Consider the following 16,387-nt stretch of genomic DNA (forward strand, 5'->3'; position numbering starts at 1 on the left):
CGCAATCGAGGATGGCGCTATAACTGCCGTTTGAATGTCACGGATAGGCAGGCTGCGAACGACGGTTCCTGGAGTAGCGAGCTTGCAAAAGCGGACGGTCAGGAGCAGCCGATGGACCGGTCACTGCTTTGTTTGGGCTTCTGTGGCCTTCTTCCGAAGTTGGGTCATTAGGGACGTCAATTCAGCCGCGCCAAGCTCTTGAACTGTTTTTTGCAAGTCGGTGCTCGCTTGCACCTCGGCCTTTGCCTCTTCTGATTGGCCCTTGCAGTTTGTGAGCCACACCTCCTTTGCCTTAGCCAGGTCGGAGGATGCTCCCGCTTCTTCCAGTACTTCACGCGTCTTCTTATACGGTGGTGTTGGATTAGATATGTAATAAGGCTGTGTTACTAACATCGGCACAAACTTGAACGGATTTTCGACAACTGCAGGCTTGTATGCCCACAAACTCTGCCTCATCGACAAATTCGCGGCGATCCACGGTGTCACGCCCATATCATCCGCGTCGTTGATATGGGCCCTTACAAGGCTGGATGTGAGCAGCGCTGCTACAACGTTTGGGTAGCCCATGTAGGCAGCGGCCGCTAGAGGAGACTGCTTGCCTTTTTCTTTCGCAAGAAGTCCATCGGTCGCCCCCGCCGCTACATACTGGCGGACTTCCTCGGCTGCCTTTGCTTCGGCGGCGATCATATCGTCGACTTTGCCGCTCGTTTCTCCCAGAACGTATATGCGGTCGGCCAGCGAGTTGAGCACGGCCGCAGGATCGCGTTGCGCATCTGCGGCGGTCGCAGCGCACGAAATCAATGTTGAAACCAGCAACACGGCAGCATGTACGGGTAAAACTTTGGCAAGGTTATTCATGATTTTTATTGACCGTACTTTTGACAAATTATTGAACAACAATGGTAGCTCGAGTACTGACCTCAACTTGTCATATGCTCGCAAATCTGAATGTTCGCTGCGACACGGATTTTGGCGCGTTGGCGCGCGATTCGTAGCCATCGCCCAATGGCCGAAAGTGGCCGCCCCCCGGCCTGACGCCATAGCGCGGCGATCACCCCAAGCGCGCTCCCGTGAAGGAGGCACGATCCGCCCCACCGATCCTACGACATTCAGCCCCAGCGGATCGCTCACAACACTGTGGAATGACCGTGCCGCTGCGCGGAAACCGTAAGCCGTGCACAATCACCCTATGCAAGCCCCCGACCTCGAACGCCTCGTCATGCTCACCATGCCCTTCGGCAAATACAAAGGGCGACTCATTGCCGACCTGCCTGGGCATTACCTCAATTGGTTCGCCCGCGAAGGGTTCCCGCGAAACGAACTCGGCAGATTGCTCACGCTGATGCACGAGATCGACCATAACGGCCTGCGGGGTTTGATCGATCCGTTGCGCAAACGCGGATAACGCCAGTCAGGCGCCATGAAACGTCGCGCTCGTTTGGACGATGTCGCGAACGCTTAACTTCGCATCCTTTTTGCCGTAATCACGGACTAAGCGGCGGTCTTGCCAACGCCGTGAGTTCCATTTGCCAGTCAGAACGCGAGCGGGGCCACTCATTGACAAAACGCAGCAGGCCCAGGGTTTGCCCCGATTAAAATATGCAAGATGCATTCCGTAATACAGGATTCCCACCCGGAGGCCAGCCTTTTGCACATGAAACCGCTAACGTTTGCGCAGAGATTATGGAGAGGGGCCACACCCACGCCTCGCCCAAGCACGGCTGAAGAGAACATTCGACGCGAAGACCGCAGGCTCGCTTTCCTTGGCAATGGTGGCCGCGTGACGGTGGCGGCTTTTGTCTGCATCCTCGCAGCATGCGGAAATAACGTTTCCGATTCGGATATCCAGTTCATCACGGCTGGCATGCCGCCGCAGTTCGAGGCGCTCCGCATGTACGGCGCGGTCCCCCATCACGACGGCTCGATCGGCACGTCCTCTCATGGACTCCAACAGGGCTGCGAAGCGACCATACGCGAGCCCGGCGGTCCTTTTCGCGAGTCCGTGATTCTGGATAGCCAGTCGGCCGAATACTTCGAACTCGAAGTTTCCCGCACGCCAGACGGATGGTCCGTCACGACGGACGGCCTCGCCGCACCGAGCGGCAATTCCGTGGGGCTTCGCACCCAGTTCACGAACTGTCTTGCCGCAATCAAGGACAAGTACCGGGCAGAACCGGACAAGGTCAAGTGAGCCTTGAAATCCAGGCTCCTCGTAACGTGCTCAGCGCGCAAACCCGCTCATAGCGCCACGCGCGTGCACTAACGCAGTTCGGACTCCGACGGTTCCAGCACACTGCGCAGTTTGCCGAGGAGCCAGTTGATCAACGCGTTGTTGTGCCGGTAATGATTCCACGTGGGTATCTGACGCGCACCGAGAATGCGTTTGAACTCATAGGACGTCGCGCCCAGCTCGATTTGCGCATAGCCTTCACGAATGCCGAAATCCACCGTGCGAATGAACATGGCGAAGTACAAGCCGTAGTCAAGGCTCCTTGCGTAATCCAGCCCTATGTAGCGGTTGACCAGGTGGCGCCCTTTGCCGATCAACTGCGTGAACCCGATCAGCTCGTCTCCCAGGAAGAACAGCAAATAATGGCTGAGGCTGCGGGTATTGGCGAAATATTCCGGCGTCAGCTTTTCGAATTTCAACTCGGCTTTTTGCCAGGTGTTCAGATATAGCTGATACACCTTGTCGACCAGATGATCGGGTAAACCGGCGCACTCTTCGTAGCGGAGCGCAGCGGCTTTTTTCAGCTTGCGCTTGAGCAGATTTCTGCGGTCGCTCTTCATCGCCGCGTAGTAGTCCGGGCCGATTTCCAGCACGGGAACGGGCAGGCCTTTTGCCGCCACGAAACCCCGCAGCGGCAAGTGCTCTTCGAATCCCTTATAGGCGAGCAAACTGCCTTTTTTCGCGAGCGCCGTGCTGATGGCTGCGAGCGTCTCCTCGGAGACTTCGCCGTGAATGCGGCCCGCGTCCACGGTCGGGTGCCCGATACAGGCCAGCTTGAAGCGGATCCAGCTCAAACTGCGCTTCAGCCAGCCGTTGGGAAGCAGGGTATTGAGGCGGAAATCCATAACGAAGTAGGGAGCCACGGTGACGATCGTGCCTTCGCGGTAGACGGCGAAATAACCGAAGCTGAAATCGTCCAGCCGAGCCGTCTGGAAGGCCTCATAAAACTCGGCCCCTTCCGGCTCGTCGCGCAGGAACCCTTCTGGCGGGGTCGTCAGATCCTCGATGTGCAGCATGCGTGGCCGTCCTCTTTCTGATTGCTTGCTGGCTTGCGCCTCGCAACTTATGTAATGGGAAACGCCGACAGGGTGTGCACCTCGCGGCAATCCCGGTTGCCGGGCACCGATTGTCTGCGATCTTCAGGGCGTTGTCGAATCAGGCGGTCTGGCCGCAAGCCGCCGTGGCGGTCCTGCCTCGGCGGGTACGCAATCGAAGCTTGCGTGCGCCCGCAGCGTCGCGCGAGATCGCGCGGCGGCTATCCTTCGCGCAGAAAGCGCTATGGAATGAGCGTGGACACCTGCGCTGGCTGAACGATCTTGATGACGCCGCCCCACAGGCAAACGAGCGTGGCCTCGGCGTCCAGCGCCGGCATCGCGCCGAGCGTCACGGTCGGCGGGCCGCCGGGAATCCACGGCGACGGTGTGGCCGGCAGGCAGGGCATGGGCGTGAATACACCCAGCTTCGCGGCCGTGGCGGCGATCACAGTCGGGTTCGCTGCGCTCTGGCAGAGGCCGAACGGCGTGACGTTGGCGATGGGAATGGAGTCGGCAATCGTCGCTGCGGGCGCCCCACCAACCAACACGCGATTGACGGGGATGACATTGAGCGCGCCCGGCGCGCCGCCGAAGGAGCACTGCAGCATGGCGCCGGCACAGACTTGCGGACTGGACATGGTGAAGCTCCTTGCTGGTTGCGTGCCCGCTGCGGGTCAAGTGGACGACGGATTGACTAGCGCTTGCCACCATTGCTTCCAGCGCGCCAGCGGTTTGCCGTCGGCCGCGATCGGGCGGCCGTCGTCGGTGTAGCGCTTCGCTGCCTCCATGGGCTTACCCGCACTGAACGGCTGTCGCAGCGAGAGGCACCCATTCGGATGGAAGCGCTGCAAGACACCGTGCAACTTGCCGTTGCGGTAGTGCGCCTCCTCGAGCAGCGTGCCGTCGGGCAGCCAGGTGCGCGAAACGCCGTGCAGCGCGCCGGCCGCGTAGTGCGCTTCGCGCTGGACCTTGCCGTCGGGGAAGTAGAAGAGCGTCTTTCCGTCGAGCTTGCCGTTCACGTACTGCGCTTGCGCCGACGGGTTGCCTTCGGGATAGAAGTAGGTGGCGGGTCCGCTCAGCACACCATTCGCATAACGAAGCGTTGCGATAGCGCGTTGGTCCGATTCGATGCGCACGGGACCATGCAGTGCGCCACCGAGTGTCGCGCCTTCGATACGCGCGCCGTCGCGTTCTATCGTGAGGGGCTGGATGGTCTTCATCGTCTGCATTGTCTCAGTTGATCTGCACGATGCCGCCCTTGACCACGAGCACGCCGCCTCCGTCCACGGTCTGCTGGACGGCGCCCTTGTTCGTCACACTTTGGGCTTCGTTCGAGAGCGTGCCGTCCGACTTGTTCGTCAACGAGGTCCCGGCCTGGTTCGTGAGCGACAGGGCCGCCTGATTCGTGATCGATGCGTCGCTCTTCGCCGTGAGGTTGCCGGTGCTTTGCAGCGTCAGCGTGCCGCTCACCTTGATGGTGAGATTGCCGTCCACGGTGAGCGTCATGTTGCCCGTGATCGTCTGGTCGAGATTGCCGCCCACCGTGCGCGTTTCGTTGCCGCCCGCCTTCACGGTGCGCGCACCCTTGATATCGACGGTTTCGTCGCCGGTCTTCACGGTCGTGCTCCGGTTGCCCTGTTCGATCACCAGTTTGTCGTTGCCCTCCTTGACCGTATGCGCGCGGTCATTCTTGATCGTGCTCGTTTCGTTGTGGTCGATGGTCCATGTGGCGTCGTTGATCACTTTCGCATTCAGGTTCTTTTGTGCCTGCAGGTAAATCTCTTCGTTATCCTGCTTGTCTTCGAAGCGCAGCTCGTTGAAGCCGTTGCCGCCTTTGGATGTATTCGTCTTGATGCCGGACTGCGTCTGGTTGTCGGGAAGCGCATAGGGCGGCAGGTTCGCGCCGTTGTACACGCTCCCCGTGATGAGCGGGCGGTCCGGATCGCCGTCGATAAAGCTCACCACGACCTCGTCGCCCACGCGCGGCATGAACTGCATGCCGAACCGCTTGCTGGCCCAGGGCTGCGCCACGCGAATCCAGCAAGAACTCTGTTCATCGTTCTGGCCCTCGCGGTCCCAGTGAAACTGGACCTTCACGCGGCCATACTGATCGGTCCACACTTCCTCGCCGCGCTTGCCTACCACCGTCGCCGTTTGCGTCGGCATGAAGGGGCGCGGCGTCGTGCGCGCAGGACGCCAGGTCGTCGCGAACGGAAACGCTTCGAAGCGGTTCCGGTAGCGACTGTGATCGGCTTCGTGAATCACGCTGCGCACGACCCATTCAATATTCGCATCGCTGGATTCGTGATCTGCCAGCGTGAAGCGGCAACCCGGCGCGAGCGCGCGGCAGTCGCTTTCGCCCGCCAACATCCGCGTGGGCGCCCGCAGCGCGTCCACGCGGTGCTTGGAGCGCGTGGAGCCGTCGCCGCTATTGGCGTATCGCCCGGGGTATTCGTACACGGTGTGTCCATTCGACGCCGCCTGCGCCTGCGAATAGAGTTGCGCGGCGGGCGTCTCCCAGGCGTAATCGGAATGCGCGAAGCGGCCGGTGGCCGTCTCTTCCACGATCTCGCAGCGCAGAACCTGGGTGGTCTCGCGCGCACCGCTCGTGCCGCCCGTGTAATGCAGCGTCGCGTCGCCGGACAAACGCGTGAAGGCGTCGTTACTGTCGGCGATGACGAGCGTATGGCTGCCCGTTGCGTGCTGGAAGAAGTAGAACCAGCCTTGCTCTTCGCAAAGGCGGCTCACGAACGCGAAGTCGGACTCTGCGTACTGCACGCACCATTCGCGCGCGGCGTCGGCGCCCGTCAGCGAGAACGAATAATCGGTGATGCCGTGGCCCGCGAACACGGCCTCGATGATCGCCTGCGTGGTTTTGCCCTGAAAAATGCGGTTGTTCCGCGATAGCGTGAGCAGCCATAGCCACGAACGCAGTTCCAGCGCGAAGTGGCTGGCATCGACCGTCGAGGGCAACTGGGCGGCGCGCGTGCAGACGCCGTCGATGAGTCGCGGCGACTCGCCCCAGGCGAGCGAGAGCGTCGCGTGATTGCCCGTCATGCCGCTGGGCGCGGGCGGCGGCAATCCGCCATGCGCGTGAAGGGTCAGCGTAGCGGGCGCGTCCAGCGCCTCGCGCGCTTCGAGGCGCGCGGGAAAGAGCGTGCTGAAGGCGGAGCCGGTGAGGCTGAGGCGTGCGTCGGTGTCGGCGGAAACGGGGCGGTTCATTGGGTGGAGAGAATTCGACTCAAAGTGGGTTGAGCGCGAGCCGCGTGGCGGTCCTCGATGAGCATCGTCATTCGAGTGCCCACTGGGCGAGCGTGCCGATCAGCTCGTTCATGAGCACGTTGTCGATCTCGCGCGCGCCGCCCGCGGAGCGGCAGCGTGCGAGCACCGCATCGATGATCCGGCTGTCGAATGCGAACTGCTTGCCGGTGGCGTCGCGGTAGCGGGTGCGCAACTGTTCGAGCTTCTTTTCGATGATCGCGCGCAGCACGCTGTCGTCGAGCGCGGCATAGGGCACGGCAGTCATGCGCGCGAGGAAGGCAGGGCGGAACGCGCGCCGCAGTTCCTCGTGGAGCCGCCGCGTGAAGGCGTCGCTCGCGAGCGACGCGGCAGGCGTATTGAGGAGCAGTTCGGCGCCCACGTTGCTGGTGGCGAGGATCACGGTGTTGCGAAAGTCCACCACCAGTCCGGTGCCGTCCTCCATCACGCCCTTGTCGAAGACGTTGTAGAACGCTTCGAGCACGTCCACATGCGCCTTCTCGATCTCGTCGAGCAGCACCACACTATAAGGACGCCTACGCACTGCTTCCGTGAGCGTGCCGCCGCTCGCATGGCCCACATAGCCCGGTGGCGCACCGCGCAGCTGCGAGACGGCATGCGCTTCCTGATACGCGGCGAGGTCGATGACGATCAGATTGCGTTCGCCGCCATAGAGCGCGTCGGCGAGGGCGTAGGCCGTTTCGGTCTTGCCCACGCCGGTCGGCCCCACGAGCAGAAATACGCCGACCGGGCGCAACGGGTCGGCGAGCCCCGCGCGCCACGCCTGAATGCGCATCGCAATGCGGTCGAGCGCGGCGTCCTGCCCGACGATGCGCTGGGCGAGACGGCCCTTGAGCGTGCGCACGGCGTGGGCTTCGTCGGCGAGCATCTTGCCGACGGGAATGCCGGTCCAGCTCGCGATCACGGCGGCGATGGTCTTCGAGTCCACGCAGACAGGAACCATGGGGTCATCGTCGCGGATCGCTTCGAGCCCGCTCTCGAGGCGCGAGAGTTCGGCCGCCAGGTCTTCGCGCAAGTCGGGCGCATCGGCCGCGTCTGCGGCGTCACCCGGTTCGGCGCCTTCGGGCTCGTCGGCACCGTCACCCGGTTCGGCGCCGTCGGCCTCGTCCGCGCCGTCGCGCGGCTGGGCGTCGAGGGCCGCGAGCCGCGCGCGCAGCGCAAGGATCTCGCGCACGGTGGCCGCCTCGTCGCGCCAGCGGGCCTCCAGCTTTTCGACGAGCGCGGCATTGCGAGCATGCTCGGTCGCAAGCGTGGCGAGCCTGTGCGTATGGTCCGCGCCCATCACCATTTCGGTGCGCAGCCGCAGCAGCTCGTCGTTCAGCGCGCGCTGGCGGTGCCTGGCGGCTTCGAGCTGCGGCGGCGTGTCGTGCTGCGCGAGCGCGACGCGCGCACAGGCGGTGTCCAGCACGGCGATCGCCTTGTCGGGCAACTGGCGCGCCGAGATGTACCGGTGCGAGAGCTTCACCGCATCGACGATCGCGGCATCGTGGATGGTGACGTTGTGATGCGCTTCGAACTTCAGTGCCAGCGCGCGCAGCATGACGATGGCGGTGGGTTCGTCGGGCGCCTCGATCTGCACGAGCTGGAAGCGCCGCGCGAGCGCCGGGTCGCGTTCGAAATACTTCTTGTATTCGAGCCACGTCGTGGCCGCGATCGTGCGCAGTTCGCCCCGCGCAAGGGCGGGCTTCAGCAGGTTTGCCGCGTCGCTGCCGCCTTCCGCGCCGCCGGCGCCGATCATCGTATGGGCCTCGTCGATGAAGAGCACGACCGGCCGCGGCGAGCGGCGTGCTTCGTCGATCACCGCACGCAGACGCCGCTCGAATTCGCCTTTCAATCCCGCGCCCGCCTGCAGCAGTGCGAGATCGAGCATGCGCAGCGTGACGTCGGCGAGCGGGGGCGGCACATCCCCGGCCGCGATGCGCAGCGCGAGACCTTCGACTACGGCCGTCTTGCCCACGCCGGGCGCGCCCACGAGCAAGGGGTTGTTCTGCCGCCGACGCAACAGGATGTCCAAGGTCTGCCTGATCTCCGCATTTCGCCCGATGATCGGGTCGATGCGTCCGGCCCGCGCTTCGGCGGTCAGGTCGAGCGTGTACTGGTCGAGCAGGGCAGGCAAGGGTGCGGCCGCGTCCATGGCGGCAGCGAGTGCGGGAACGCTCGCATGGGGGGCGCCGGTGTCCGCCGGCGACGCATGAGGCGTGACAGGATCGAGCGACGCGCCAGTCTCGACTGGCGCGAGCCAGACCGTGAAGTTCGCGCGCAACGCAGCACTCGCCACGCGCAGCAGCAAGGGCGCGCCATGCACGGCGCGGGCGCGCAGCATGTCGTTTTCGAGCAGCGCGATGAGCAGCGTCGCCGCGCGCACCCGCGGTTGCTGGAGCACGACGGTCGATTGCACGAGCGCGTCCTGGAGCCATACGAGCAGTTCGGGCGCGAACGACGGCATGCCGGTGTTGCCGCGCTTGAGGCGCGCGACGGCCGCACGAATTTCGGCGGCGAGCGCGCCACGATCCACGCCGAAGTGCGGCAGCACGCACGCAAAATCGCCGCCCTCCGTTTCGGCGAGCGCGAGCAGCCAGTGCTCGACTTCGACCACGAAGTGGGTTTCACGCAAACATTGCTGCGCTGCGCGTTCGAGCGCTTCGCGCGGCTCGCGCTCGAGGCGCGCGACGAGCGTCTTGAGATCGAGCGTCACGGCGTGCTGCCGGCACGCGGGCCGGCGGTGTGCCGCAGCATGTCGGCGGGCGCAAGACGCGTCACGCGCGCGGGCGCCGATTGCGCCGCGCCGCTCCAGGCGGTCCAGCCCAGCCGCAGCGGCGCGTGCCGCGAGAGGCGCGCGCACGGCAGCTCGCCCGCCGCAAGCTGCAGTTCGAGATGCACCTGGAGTTCGGCGCCGAACCACGCGGCAGCCAGCGCGTGCAGCGCCTCGTGAGCGGGAGCGCCAGGCAGAAATGCTTCGTACTGCTCACGCCTGAGCGGGCCGAGCCGCACGCGTATGCCCTGATGCTCGTCCCAGATGCGCGTGCCCGCCACGGCATCCTTGCCGAGCCGCCGGTTGCGTCCGCCGGAGCCGATCGCCGTGCGGCTCGACGCGGGGAGCGTGCGCCAGCCGCCCGCGAACGGCGTGGAGCTCACGTGAACGCGGAAGTGATGCAGCACCATGACGTCGAAGCCCGCGAGCGAGCGGCGGCGGTTCGCGAACAGGCCTGCGCGCGCGAGCACGGCGCGCATGTCGAGCGGCTCCTGCGGAGCGGGCGGTGGCGGCGCCGCGCCTTCGGCGTTGCCCGTCAGTGCGCGCAGCACGACGTCGGCGGGGCGCTGGGCCGTTGCGGGCAGCGGCTCGGCGCTGCGGTACTTGCGCTGCGCGCGATAGAGGAGCGCCAGCAAGCGGTGCTGGAAGATGTCCAGAAACGCCGCCGCCGAACCGTCCTTGCGGCGGGCCCGGTCCTGCAGCCATTCCTGCCACGCGCCTGGCAGCGGCCCGTTCGGGCCGCCCAGCGAAAATGCGTTGACCTGCAGCTGCGGCGGGCCGGGGCGTGCATCGCGCCCGGCGAGCGCTTGCGGCGCGAACGCGAGCGAGCGGGGCAAGCTGCGCCGCAGCGGCCCGAGCGCGCTCGCCGGAAAGGCCGGCGAGAGATTGCCGCTCAGCGCCAGCGCTTCCTGCGCCGGATCGAGCCCGGTGCCGAGCGGTTGGGCGTGCGGCTGGAGCAACTCGAGCAGGCGCACCGCCTGCGCGAATTCGAACGCGTGCGGCTCATCGAACAGACGCTGCGTCAGAGAACGAGCGGGCTGCCCATCGTCGGCCGCCATGTGCGGATCTCCCGACCGTCGCGCACGAGCGAGGTCTGTACGAAACGGTTGACGCTCGCATAGAGCGAGAAGAATTGCGCCAGCACGCCCGAGAAGAGCACGGTGCTCGCGCCCACGAAGCTGGCGTCGTCGAGCTCGATGCGCACGCCGAGTCCATTGCGCCAGCCGCGCCAGCGATCGGAGCCGACGTGCGCGACGATGGGCTCGCTCGACACCGAGACGAGCCCCGCGATCTGGCGCTGCGCGGGCGCATGGGCGCCGAGATTGTGGAGCACCAGCATCTCGCGCAGCGCCTGAAGTGCCTGCGGGCCCTCCACGATCGAAGCATGGTTCAGCACGAGTTGCGAGACGAGGCGCCAGCGCGAGGTGCCGTCGAGCGTGGCCACGATCTGCGGCGTGGGCCGGTGCGCGATGCGCACGCTCGCCACCGGTCCCGGAACCTCGAACGAGAGCGCGGCGCCCGGCGCGAGCCGGTGGGCCAGATGGCGACTGGTACAGAGCAGCTCGGCGGTGAGCGTGCGCGCCGCGGGCGCGGCCGGATCGAAGCGCGTGTCGACGAAGGTCAGCATGACGTCGCTGCCCGGACGCGACGGGTGCAGCCCGCTCACGCGCCGCGCGTACCAGTAGACAGCCGACGCTGTGCCGTGCATCGAGCCGTACCACGGCGGCACGTCCGTCACGGTGCGGCCCGCCACTGCGCGCACGTTGCGCACGGCGTAGATCTCCGTGCCCGATTCGCGGTGCGCATCGGGGCTCACGCGCATCTCGCGCGCCGTGCCGTCGGGCCGCAACGGTTCCGAGGTGCGCGCGAAGAGATTGAGCGCGGGTGCGCAGCCCAGCTCGATGTCGCGCGTGTGCAGCGTGAAGCGCCCGCGTGGCGCCGCGGTGAAGCCGATCACGAGGTCGATGCGCTCGCCCGCATCCGCCGGCGGCTTGAACGGCAGGTCGAAGAACGCGAACTTCTCGGGAAACGCGAAGTATTCGACGAGCAGGCGGCACGCCGGATGCGCGCCGTCTTCGAGCGGCAGCAGCGCGTCTTCCTCGTCGAAGCCAACCGGCTGAGGCAAACCTCGTTGCGCGTGCAACGTTCCTCCCGGCGTCTGTAGCCAGGTCACGGCGCTGTGTGCGCCGAGCAGGTCGTAGAGCGCCGCGGCGGTGACGGGCGAGCCCGCGAGCCGCACGCGCAGGCGCTCGATCGGCAACGCGCCGAGTGGGTGCTGGCCGGTACTGCGCAGCGAGAGCCGCAGCGCCGATTGCAGCGTTGCACTACCCGTGAGCGCCTGGGCTTCTTCCGCGTCGAGCAGTTGCGCGTCGGCGATCGCGAGGGGCCACAGCGTCACGTCGGCGCTCGTGCGCCAGTGGATCGTCGCGCCGCTCGCGTCGACGTGCATGAGCGGCGTGTCGCGCGGCACGCGATAGCCGGCGGCGATGCTGCCTTGCGTGGCGTCGGGCTCGAACTGCACGATCGTCATCGAAGGCACCGGGCGCGACGCGTACGGGTAGAACTGCTCGAGCAGGCCGTCGGTGAGCGTGGTGTACTCGTCGTCGAGCGTGCGCTGGATGCGCGCCGTGAGCACCGCGAAGCTCTCGATCAGGCGCTCGACGTGCGGATCGGCGCTTTCCCCCGGGCCGAGTTCGAGCCGCCGCGCGATCTTCGGATAGCGCTGCGCAAAGCCTTCGCTCGCGCGGCGCAGATAACTGAGCTCGCGCTGATAGTAGTCGAGCAGCTGCGCGTCAAGCGAGTCGTTCATCGACGATTCCGATGGCCTGCGTTTCGCCGTGCTGCCCAGCGAGGTAGGTGACGACGTGCTCCACACCGTCGCTGCCGCGCAGCGTGCCCCTGATGCGCAGGCAGAGGCGCCATGGTGCGCCTTCGTCAGGTTCTATCTTCACGCGCGGGTCGCGCAGGCGCGGCTCGAACGCGCGCACGGCTTCGGCCACTTCGCGCTCGATCACGGCGCGGTCTTCGGCGCGCGCCGCGCTTTGGCCGCTCCAGTCGGGCAGGCCGTAAAGCAGCACATCGGGCGCGCGCGGCAGGCGCGGCGTGCCGCGCCGGGTGTTGAGCAGGCGCAGCAGCTCCGCACGCACCGAGGCGCGCAAGCCGGCTGCATCGAGCGTACGAGCCGCGGTTTCGTCGACGGATTCCTGCGCGTCGAAGGGCGCGTCATCGGCCAGCCGCTCGAAGAGCGGCATGGGCGCGATGGCGATAAAGGCGCGGGCGTTCGCCACAGGCGGTGCGTGTTAGTTCGCCGCCTTGACGACCTTGTTCGCGGCCATGTCCCACGTGGAGGCCGCCGTGCCTTCCTTCGAGCCGTCGTCCTTCTGCGAGGTGAGTTCCCACTTGATCTTCGTGAAGTTCAGCGAGAGCGTTTCCACGGGCTTGCCGCCCGCGCCGCCCGACACACTGACGTTGCTCAGCACCACGTTGTTGAGGGTGTAGGTGATGAACGGCATGACCTTGCCGTCGCTTTCGGCGGCATTGCGGCCCACCACGATCGTTGCGCTCGCAATGGCCTTGCCGCCGCAGCAATACTCGTTGAGCGTAGGGGTGGCGACGTCAACGAACTTCGTGACGGTGAACTCGCCGACATGAGGCTTGCCCGACGTGCGCTCGGAGTTGCTGACGTCGTTGGTCACCTGCATCGCTACGTTATGGCTGTACGACATCAACTCGATCTTGTCGGTATAGCCCTCCAAAGTGCACTCGCCTTTGATGTCGCTGCCCAGATCGAGAATGATCGAATCCATGATTTGCTGCTCCCGAAGCAGTAAAGAAGCGCGCGGGCCGCGTACGCCGCGCCGCGCGAGTCCTGGAACCAGTGACGCCTATGCGCCGCCCGGCCGTCGTCTCTTCATCGAATCGCGGTCCACGCTGCGCGAATCAGGCGGCCGCCGGCGGCGGCAGGGTAGCCACGAGCCGGATCGACGCGGTCAGCTCCTCGAGCTGGAAATGCGGCCTGAGGAACACCGTCGCGCGGTACGCGCCCGGCTTGCCCGGCACCTCGGTCACGTCCACGCGCGCCTCGCGCAATGGATATTGCGCCTTGATTTCCTGGGGGGCGTTGTCGTTCACGAGCACGTAGTCGGCGATCCACGTGTTGAGATAGCTGCGCACGTTGTCGCGCGTCATGAAGCTGCCCACCTTGTCGCGCATGATGGCCTTGATGTAGTGCGCGAAGCGCGACGCCGCGAGGATATACGGCAGCATGGCCGAAATACGTGCGTTCGCCGTGGCTTCGGGCGTGTTGTACTGGGCCGGCTTGCACGCGGTCTGGCCGCCGAAGAACACGGCGAGCCCCTCGTTCTTCTTGTGCACGAGCGCGATGAAACCGAGCGCATCGAGTTCCTTCTCGCGGCGATCGGTGATCGCGACTTCCGTGGGGCACTTCATGGCCTTGTCGCCGGAAGCGGTCTGGAAGATGTGGTCGGGCAGGTGCTCCACGGCGCCGCCGCCTTCCACGCCGCGAATCGCGGCGCACCAGCTGTATTGCGCGAACGCGTTGGTGATGCGTTGCGCGAGCGCATAGGCGGAGTTGCCCCATAGATACTTCGAGTGGTCGGTTCCGTCGACATCCTCGAAAAAGTTCATCCCCTCGACCGGATTGCTGTCCGGATGATAAGGACGCCGCATCAAAACATGCGGGAGCGTCAGCGCGACGTAGCGCGAATCTTCGCTCTTGCGGAATTCGCGCCAGCGCGCCATGTCGATCGTCTCGAAGACTTTGGACAGATCGCGCGGCACGCCCAGCTCCGTGAAGCTCGCCATGTCGAAGAGCTGCGGGTGCGCCGCCGAGATGAATGGCGCGTGCGCGGCCGCCGCCACCGAGGCGAGCTTTTCGAGCAGACTCACGTCGGGCGTCTGGCGCGTGAAGTAATAGTCGCCCACCAGCACGCTGAACGGAAAACCGCCGAAGGTGCCGTATTCCTCTTCGTAGATCTTCTTGAAGAGCGCGCTCGTATCGACGTCGATGGCCTTCTCGAGATCGTTCTGCAGATCCTGCTTCGAGGCGTTCAGAAGGCGCAGCTTCAGGCGCGTGCTCGTTTCCGAACCCTTCACCAGAAAGTGCAGACCGCGCCAGGACGACTCCAGCGCCTGCATGTCGGGATGGTGCAGCACCTCGTTGAGCTGCTCGCTGATCAGCTCGTCGATCTTGCGGATGTGATCGTTGATCATCGCCACCGTGTCGCGGCTGATGGTCATGTTCTTGTCGAGCACCTGCAAGGCGAACTCCGCGAGCAGTTCGCGCGCGTGCTGCTGCTGGTCTTCGTATTGCGCCATGCGGCCTTCGTGCACGATGCGATCGAGCAGCGTGACCGTCCCCGCCTGCGCCGTGGCGGCGGCCTGAGTGTCTGACATGATTGTCTCCTCGCGTTGGGCTCAGCTGGCCGGCGTGTCGCCGGAAGCTTCCGGGGCCGCGCCCGGAGCGGCTCCAGGATTGGCCCCCGGAGCTGGCGGCGGCAATTGCGCGGTGGGCGTGTCCTGCGGGTGCGCCGAGCGAATTTCGCTCAACCCCTTCGGGTCATGCACCACTTCCTGGAGGAGCTTGTCCAGTTCGTCGTTGCCGTCGAGTTTGGTGAGGAGGTCGCGCAGCCGCAGCCGTGCGTCGTACAGCTGCTTGAGCGGCGCGATCTGCTGGACGATGCTGACGGGATCGAAGTCGTCGATCTGATCGAACTTCAATTCGACATTGATCTTGCTGCCGTCCGCAGCGAGCGTGTTGTCGACCTGCAGCGCGACACGCGGCCCGATGGACTTCATCACGTCGTTGAAGTTGTCGCGGTCGATATCGACGAAGCGGCGCTCCGTCATCTTCGGCAACGGCTCGACGGGCTTGCCGGACAGGTCGGCGAGGATGCCCACGACGAGCGGCAGCTCGCGCTTTTCGATGGCGTTGCCCGTTTCGACGTCGTACGTGATCTGGACACGCGGCGGTCGGTTCCGTTCGAACCAGTGCTGGGTACTGTCGGCCATGGTCACCTCGGTGGCGGTGGTTCTTCTATTGCATTGTGTGATGGCGGAAGATGCGCGTTTTTCGTCAATCTGTCTTTTTCATGATCCTCTTTCTTTGAAGACAGAAATAGCTCCGCAAATCGTAAATGAACGATTTACGTTTCCATACATGGTCCTTCAGAAAATCCATAGGTAAAGCGTGCCAGCTATTCCTTACACAAGGGAATTCACGGCATCAAGATCGCGCTGATCGCCGCGTGACCTCGCCATCGTCGCGCGATTCGTGAAGATAGACGGTGAGGACTTTAGGACAGGAAACGAAAAAATTCAAAAAATATTTACGGAGCATATAGTCAATCGCTTTCAATCGTATTTACGAATTTTCGAATTGGACGATTGACAAATCGTTATTGCAATGAGGCTGTCGGCGCTTGTAGACTACGCGCAAACCGCATTGCGCGGCAAAACATGCGTCATGACTAGAATTACGAACCAGCATGGGATCTCCTGCGCGCGGGCAGGAGGCATCGCAGACAAGAGGCGACGCACACGATGGGGATAGCGCAGTGACGACCACGTTCTCGCCCGGTGCCGCATGCGCGGGCGCCGGGAAGCCGTGCGCCTGGCGGCTCGCCGGCCTGGTGCTGCTGGCGCTCGCGGGGTGCTCGTCGCTGCCCAAGGTGCAGGTGGATACCCTGGCCATTGCCGTCTCCATGCAAGCGAACCAGGACACGCCCATTGCCGTCGACGCCGTGCTCGTACGCAATCCGCAACTGCTCGACGCCTTGCTCGGTTTGCCATCGGCGAAGTGGTTCGCGCAGCGTGACCAATGGCGGCGCGATCACCCCGAGGACATCACCGTCGTGTCGTTCGAAGTCGTGCCGGGGCAGCAGATCGCGGCGGCGCCGTTTCCGTTTGGCGGCAAACGCGGCGCCGGCGTCGTGGTGTTCGCCGATTATCAGACGCCGGGTGCGCACCGCGTGAGGCTCGATACCGGTCCCGCCCACGCGCTGCTGCTGCTCGGCGACCAGGATCTGAGCGTGCAGGCCGCGCGCTGAATCACGAATCGCTTAGTGAAAGAAA

At 64.9% G+C, this 16,387-nt stretch carries 15 protein-coding genes; 3 read left to right on the top strand and 12 right to left on the bottom strand.

The annotated features are described in order from the left end of the window. Nucleotides 1-120: 120 nt before the first annotated feature. Nucleotides 121-858 carry a hypothetical protein gene (locus BMI01S_RS12435; protein ID WP_244145331.1) on the bottom strand — a complete coding sequence of 246 codons (738 nt, stop codon included), beginning with the start codon at nucleotides 856-858 and terminating at the stop codon, nucleotides 121-123. A gap of 331 nt (nucleotides 859-1,189) precedes the next feature. Here BMI01S_RS12435 and BMI01S_RS12440 point away from each other — a divergent pair, with 331 nt between their 5' ends. Next, nucleotides 1,190-1,405, top strand: a complete 216-nt coding sequence (locus BMI01S_RS12440) for a DUF3820 family protein (protein WP_028230799.1) — start codon at nucleotides 1,190-1,192, stop codon at nucleotides 1,403-1,405. A 375-nt stretch (nucleotides 1,406-1,780) separates the two neighbouring features. Further along, nucleotides 1,781-2,191 (top strand): hypothetical protein, encoded by a 411-nt coding sequence (locus BMI01S_RS12445; protein ID WP_028212590.1) that lies wholly within the window; start codon nucleotides 1,781-1,783, stop codon nucleotides 2,189-2,191. Nucleotides 2,192-2,259: 68 nt separating this feature from the next. Here the strand turns inward: BMI01S_RS12445 and BMI01S_RS12450 are convergent, their stop codons facing one another. The 11 genes from BMI01S_RS12450 to tssB form a co-directional block, all read right to left on the bottom strand. Further along, nucleotides 2,260-3,246, bottom strand: a complete 987-nt coding sequence (locus tag BMI01S_RS12450) for a GNAT family N-acetyltransferase (RefSeq protein WP_028212591.1) — start codon at nucleotides 3,244-3,246, stop codon at nucleotides 2,260-2,262. 260 nt (nucleotides 3,247-3,506) lie between these two features. Beyond that, nucleotides 3,507-3,902: a DUF4280 domain-containing protein gene (locus tag BMI01S_RS12455; protein ID WP_028230800.1), complete on the bottom strand. Its 396-nt coding sequence runs from the start codon at nucleotides 3,900-3,902 to the stop codon at nucleotides 3,507-3,509. A 36-nt stretch (nucleotides 3,903-3,938) separates the two neighbouring features. Then, a complete protein-coding gene (locus BMI01S_RS12460) occupies nucleotides 3,939-4,484 on the bottom strand; it encodes a toxin-antitoxin system YwqK family antitoxin (RefSeq protein WP_028230801.1) in 546 nt (181 codons plus the stop codon). A gap of 13 nt (nucleotides 4,485-4,497) precedes the next feature. Then, entirely contained in the window at nucleotides 4,498-6,486 is a 1,989-nt protein-coding gene (locus tag BMI01S_RS12465) for a type VI secretion system Vgr family protein (protein ID WP_028230802.1), read from the bottom strand. A gap of 67 nt (nucleotides 6,487-6,553) precedes the next feature. Further along, complete coding sequence (gene tssH / locus BMI01S_RS12470; RefSeq protein WP_028230803.1) at nucleotides 6,554-9,238, bottom strand: type VI secretion system ATPase TssH; 2,685 nt, start codon at nucleotides 9,236-9,238, stop codon at nucleotides 6,554-6,556. Next, entirely contained in the window at nucleotides 9,235-10,353 is a 1,119-nt protein-coding gene (gene tssG, locus BMI01S_RS12475; RefSeq protein WP_042289365.1) for a type VI secretion system baseplate subunit TssG, read from the bottom strand. The genes tssH and tssG overlap by 4 nt, the downstream gene beginning before the upstream one ends. Further along, on the bottom strand, nucleotides 10,317-12,104 hold the full coding sequence (gene tssF / locus BMI01S_RS12480; protein ID WP_028230804.1) for a type VI secretion system baseplate subunit TssF: 1,788 nt from the start codon (nucleotides 12,102-12,104) through the stop codon (nucleotides 10,317-10,319). The genes tssG and tssF overlap by 37 nt, the downstream gene beginning before the upstream one ends. Next, the gene (gene tssE, locus BMI01S_RS12485) at nucleotides 12,088-12,582 is read right to left on the bottom strand and encodes a type VI secretion system baseplate subunit TssE (protein WP_051381399.1); all 495 of its coding nucleotides are present in this window, start codon (nucleotides 12,580-12,582) and stop codon (nucleotides 12,088-12,090) included. Before tssE ends, tssF begins: the two co-directional genes overlap by 17 nt. Nucleotides 12,583-12,594: 12 nt before the next feature. Next, on the bottom strand, nucleotides 12,595-13,101 hold the full coding sequence (locus tag BMI01S_RS12490) for an Hcp family type VI secretion system effector (RefSeq protein ID WP_028212597.1): 507 nt from the start codon (nucleotides 13,099-13,101) through the stop codon (nucleotides 12,595-12,597). A 133-nt stretch (nucleotides 13,102-13,234) separates the two neighbouring features. Then, nucleotides 13,235-14,710 carry a type VI secretion system contractile sheath large subunit gene (gene tssC, locus BMI01S_RS12495; RefSeq protein WP_028212598.1) on the bottom strand — a complete coding sequence of 492 codons (1,476 nt, stop codon included), beginning with the start codon at nucleotides 14,708-14,710 and terminating at the stop codon, nucleotides 13,235-13,237. Between the two features lie 21 nt (nucleotides 14,711-14,731). Continuing rightward, nucleotides 14,732-15,325 (bottom strand): type VI secretion system contractile sheath small subunit, encoded by a 594-nt coding sequence (gene tssB / locus BMI01S_RS12500; RefSeq protein WP_028230805.1) that lies wholly within the window; start codon nucleotides 15,323-15,325, stop codon nucleotides 14,732-14,734. A 545-nt stretch (nucleotides 15,326-15,870) separates the two neighbouring features. Between tssB and BMI01S_RS41910 the strand changes: the two genes are divergently transcribed. Continuing rightward, the gene (locus tag BMI01S_RS41910; RefSeq protein ID WP_051381400.1) at nucleotides 15,871-16,362 is read left to right on the top strand and encodes a hypothetical protein; all 492 of its coding nucleotides are present in this window, start codon (nucleotides 15,871-15,873) and stop codon (nucleotides 16,360-16,362) included. Nucleotides 16,363-16,387: the final 25 nt, after the last annotated feature.

The organism is Paraburkholderia mimosarum LMG 23256 = NBRC 106338, from assembly GCF_000739815.1.
GTDB lineage: Bacteria > Pseudomonadota > Gammaproteobacteria > Burkholderiales > Burkholderiaceae > Paraburkholderia > Paraburkholderia mimosarum.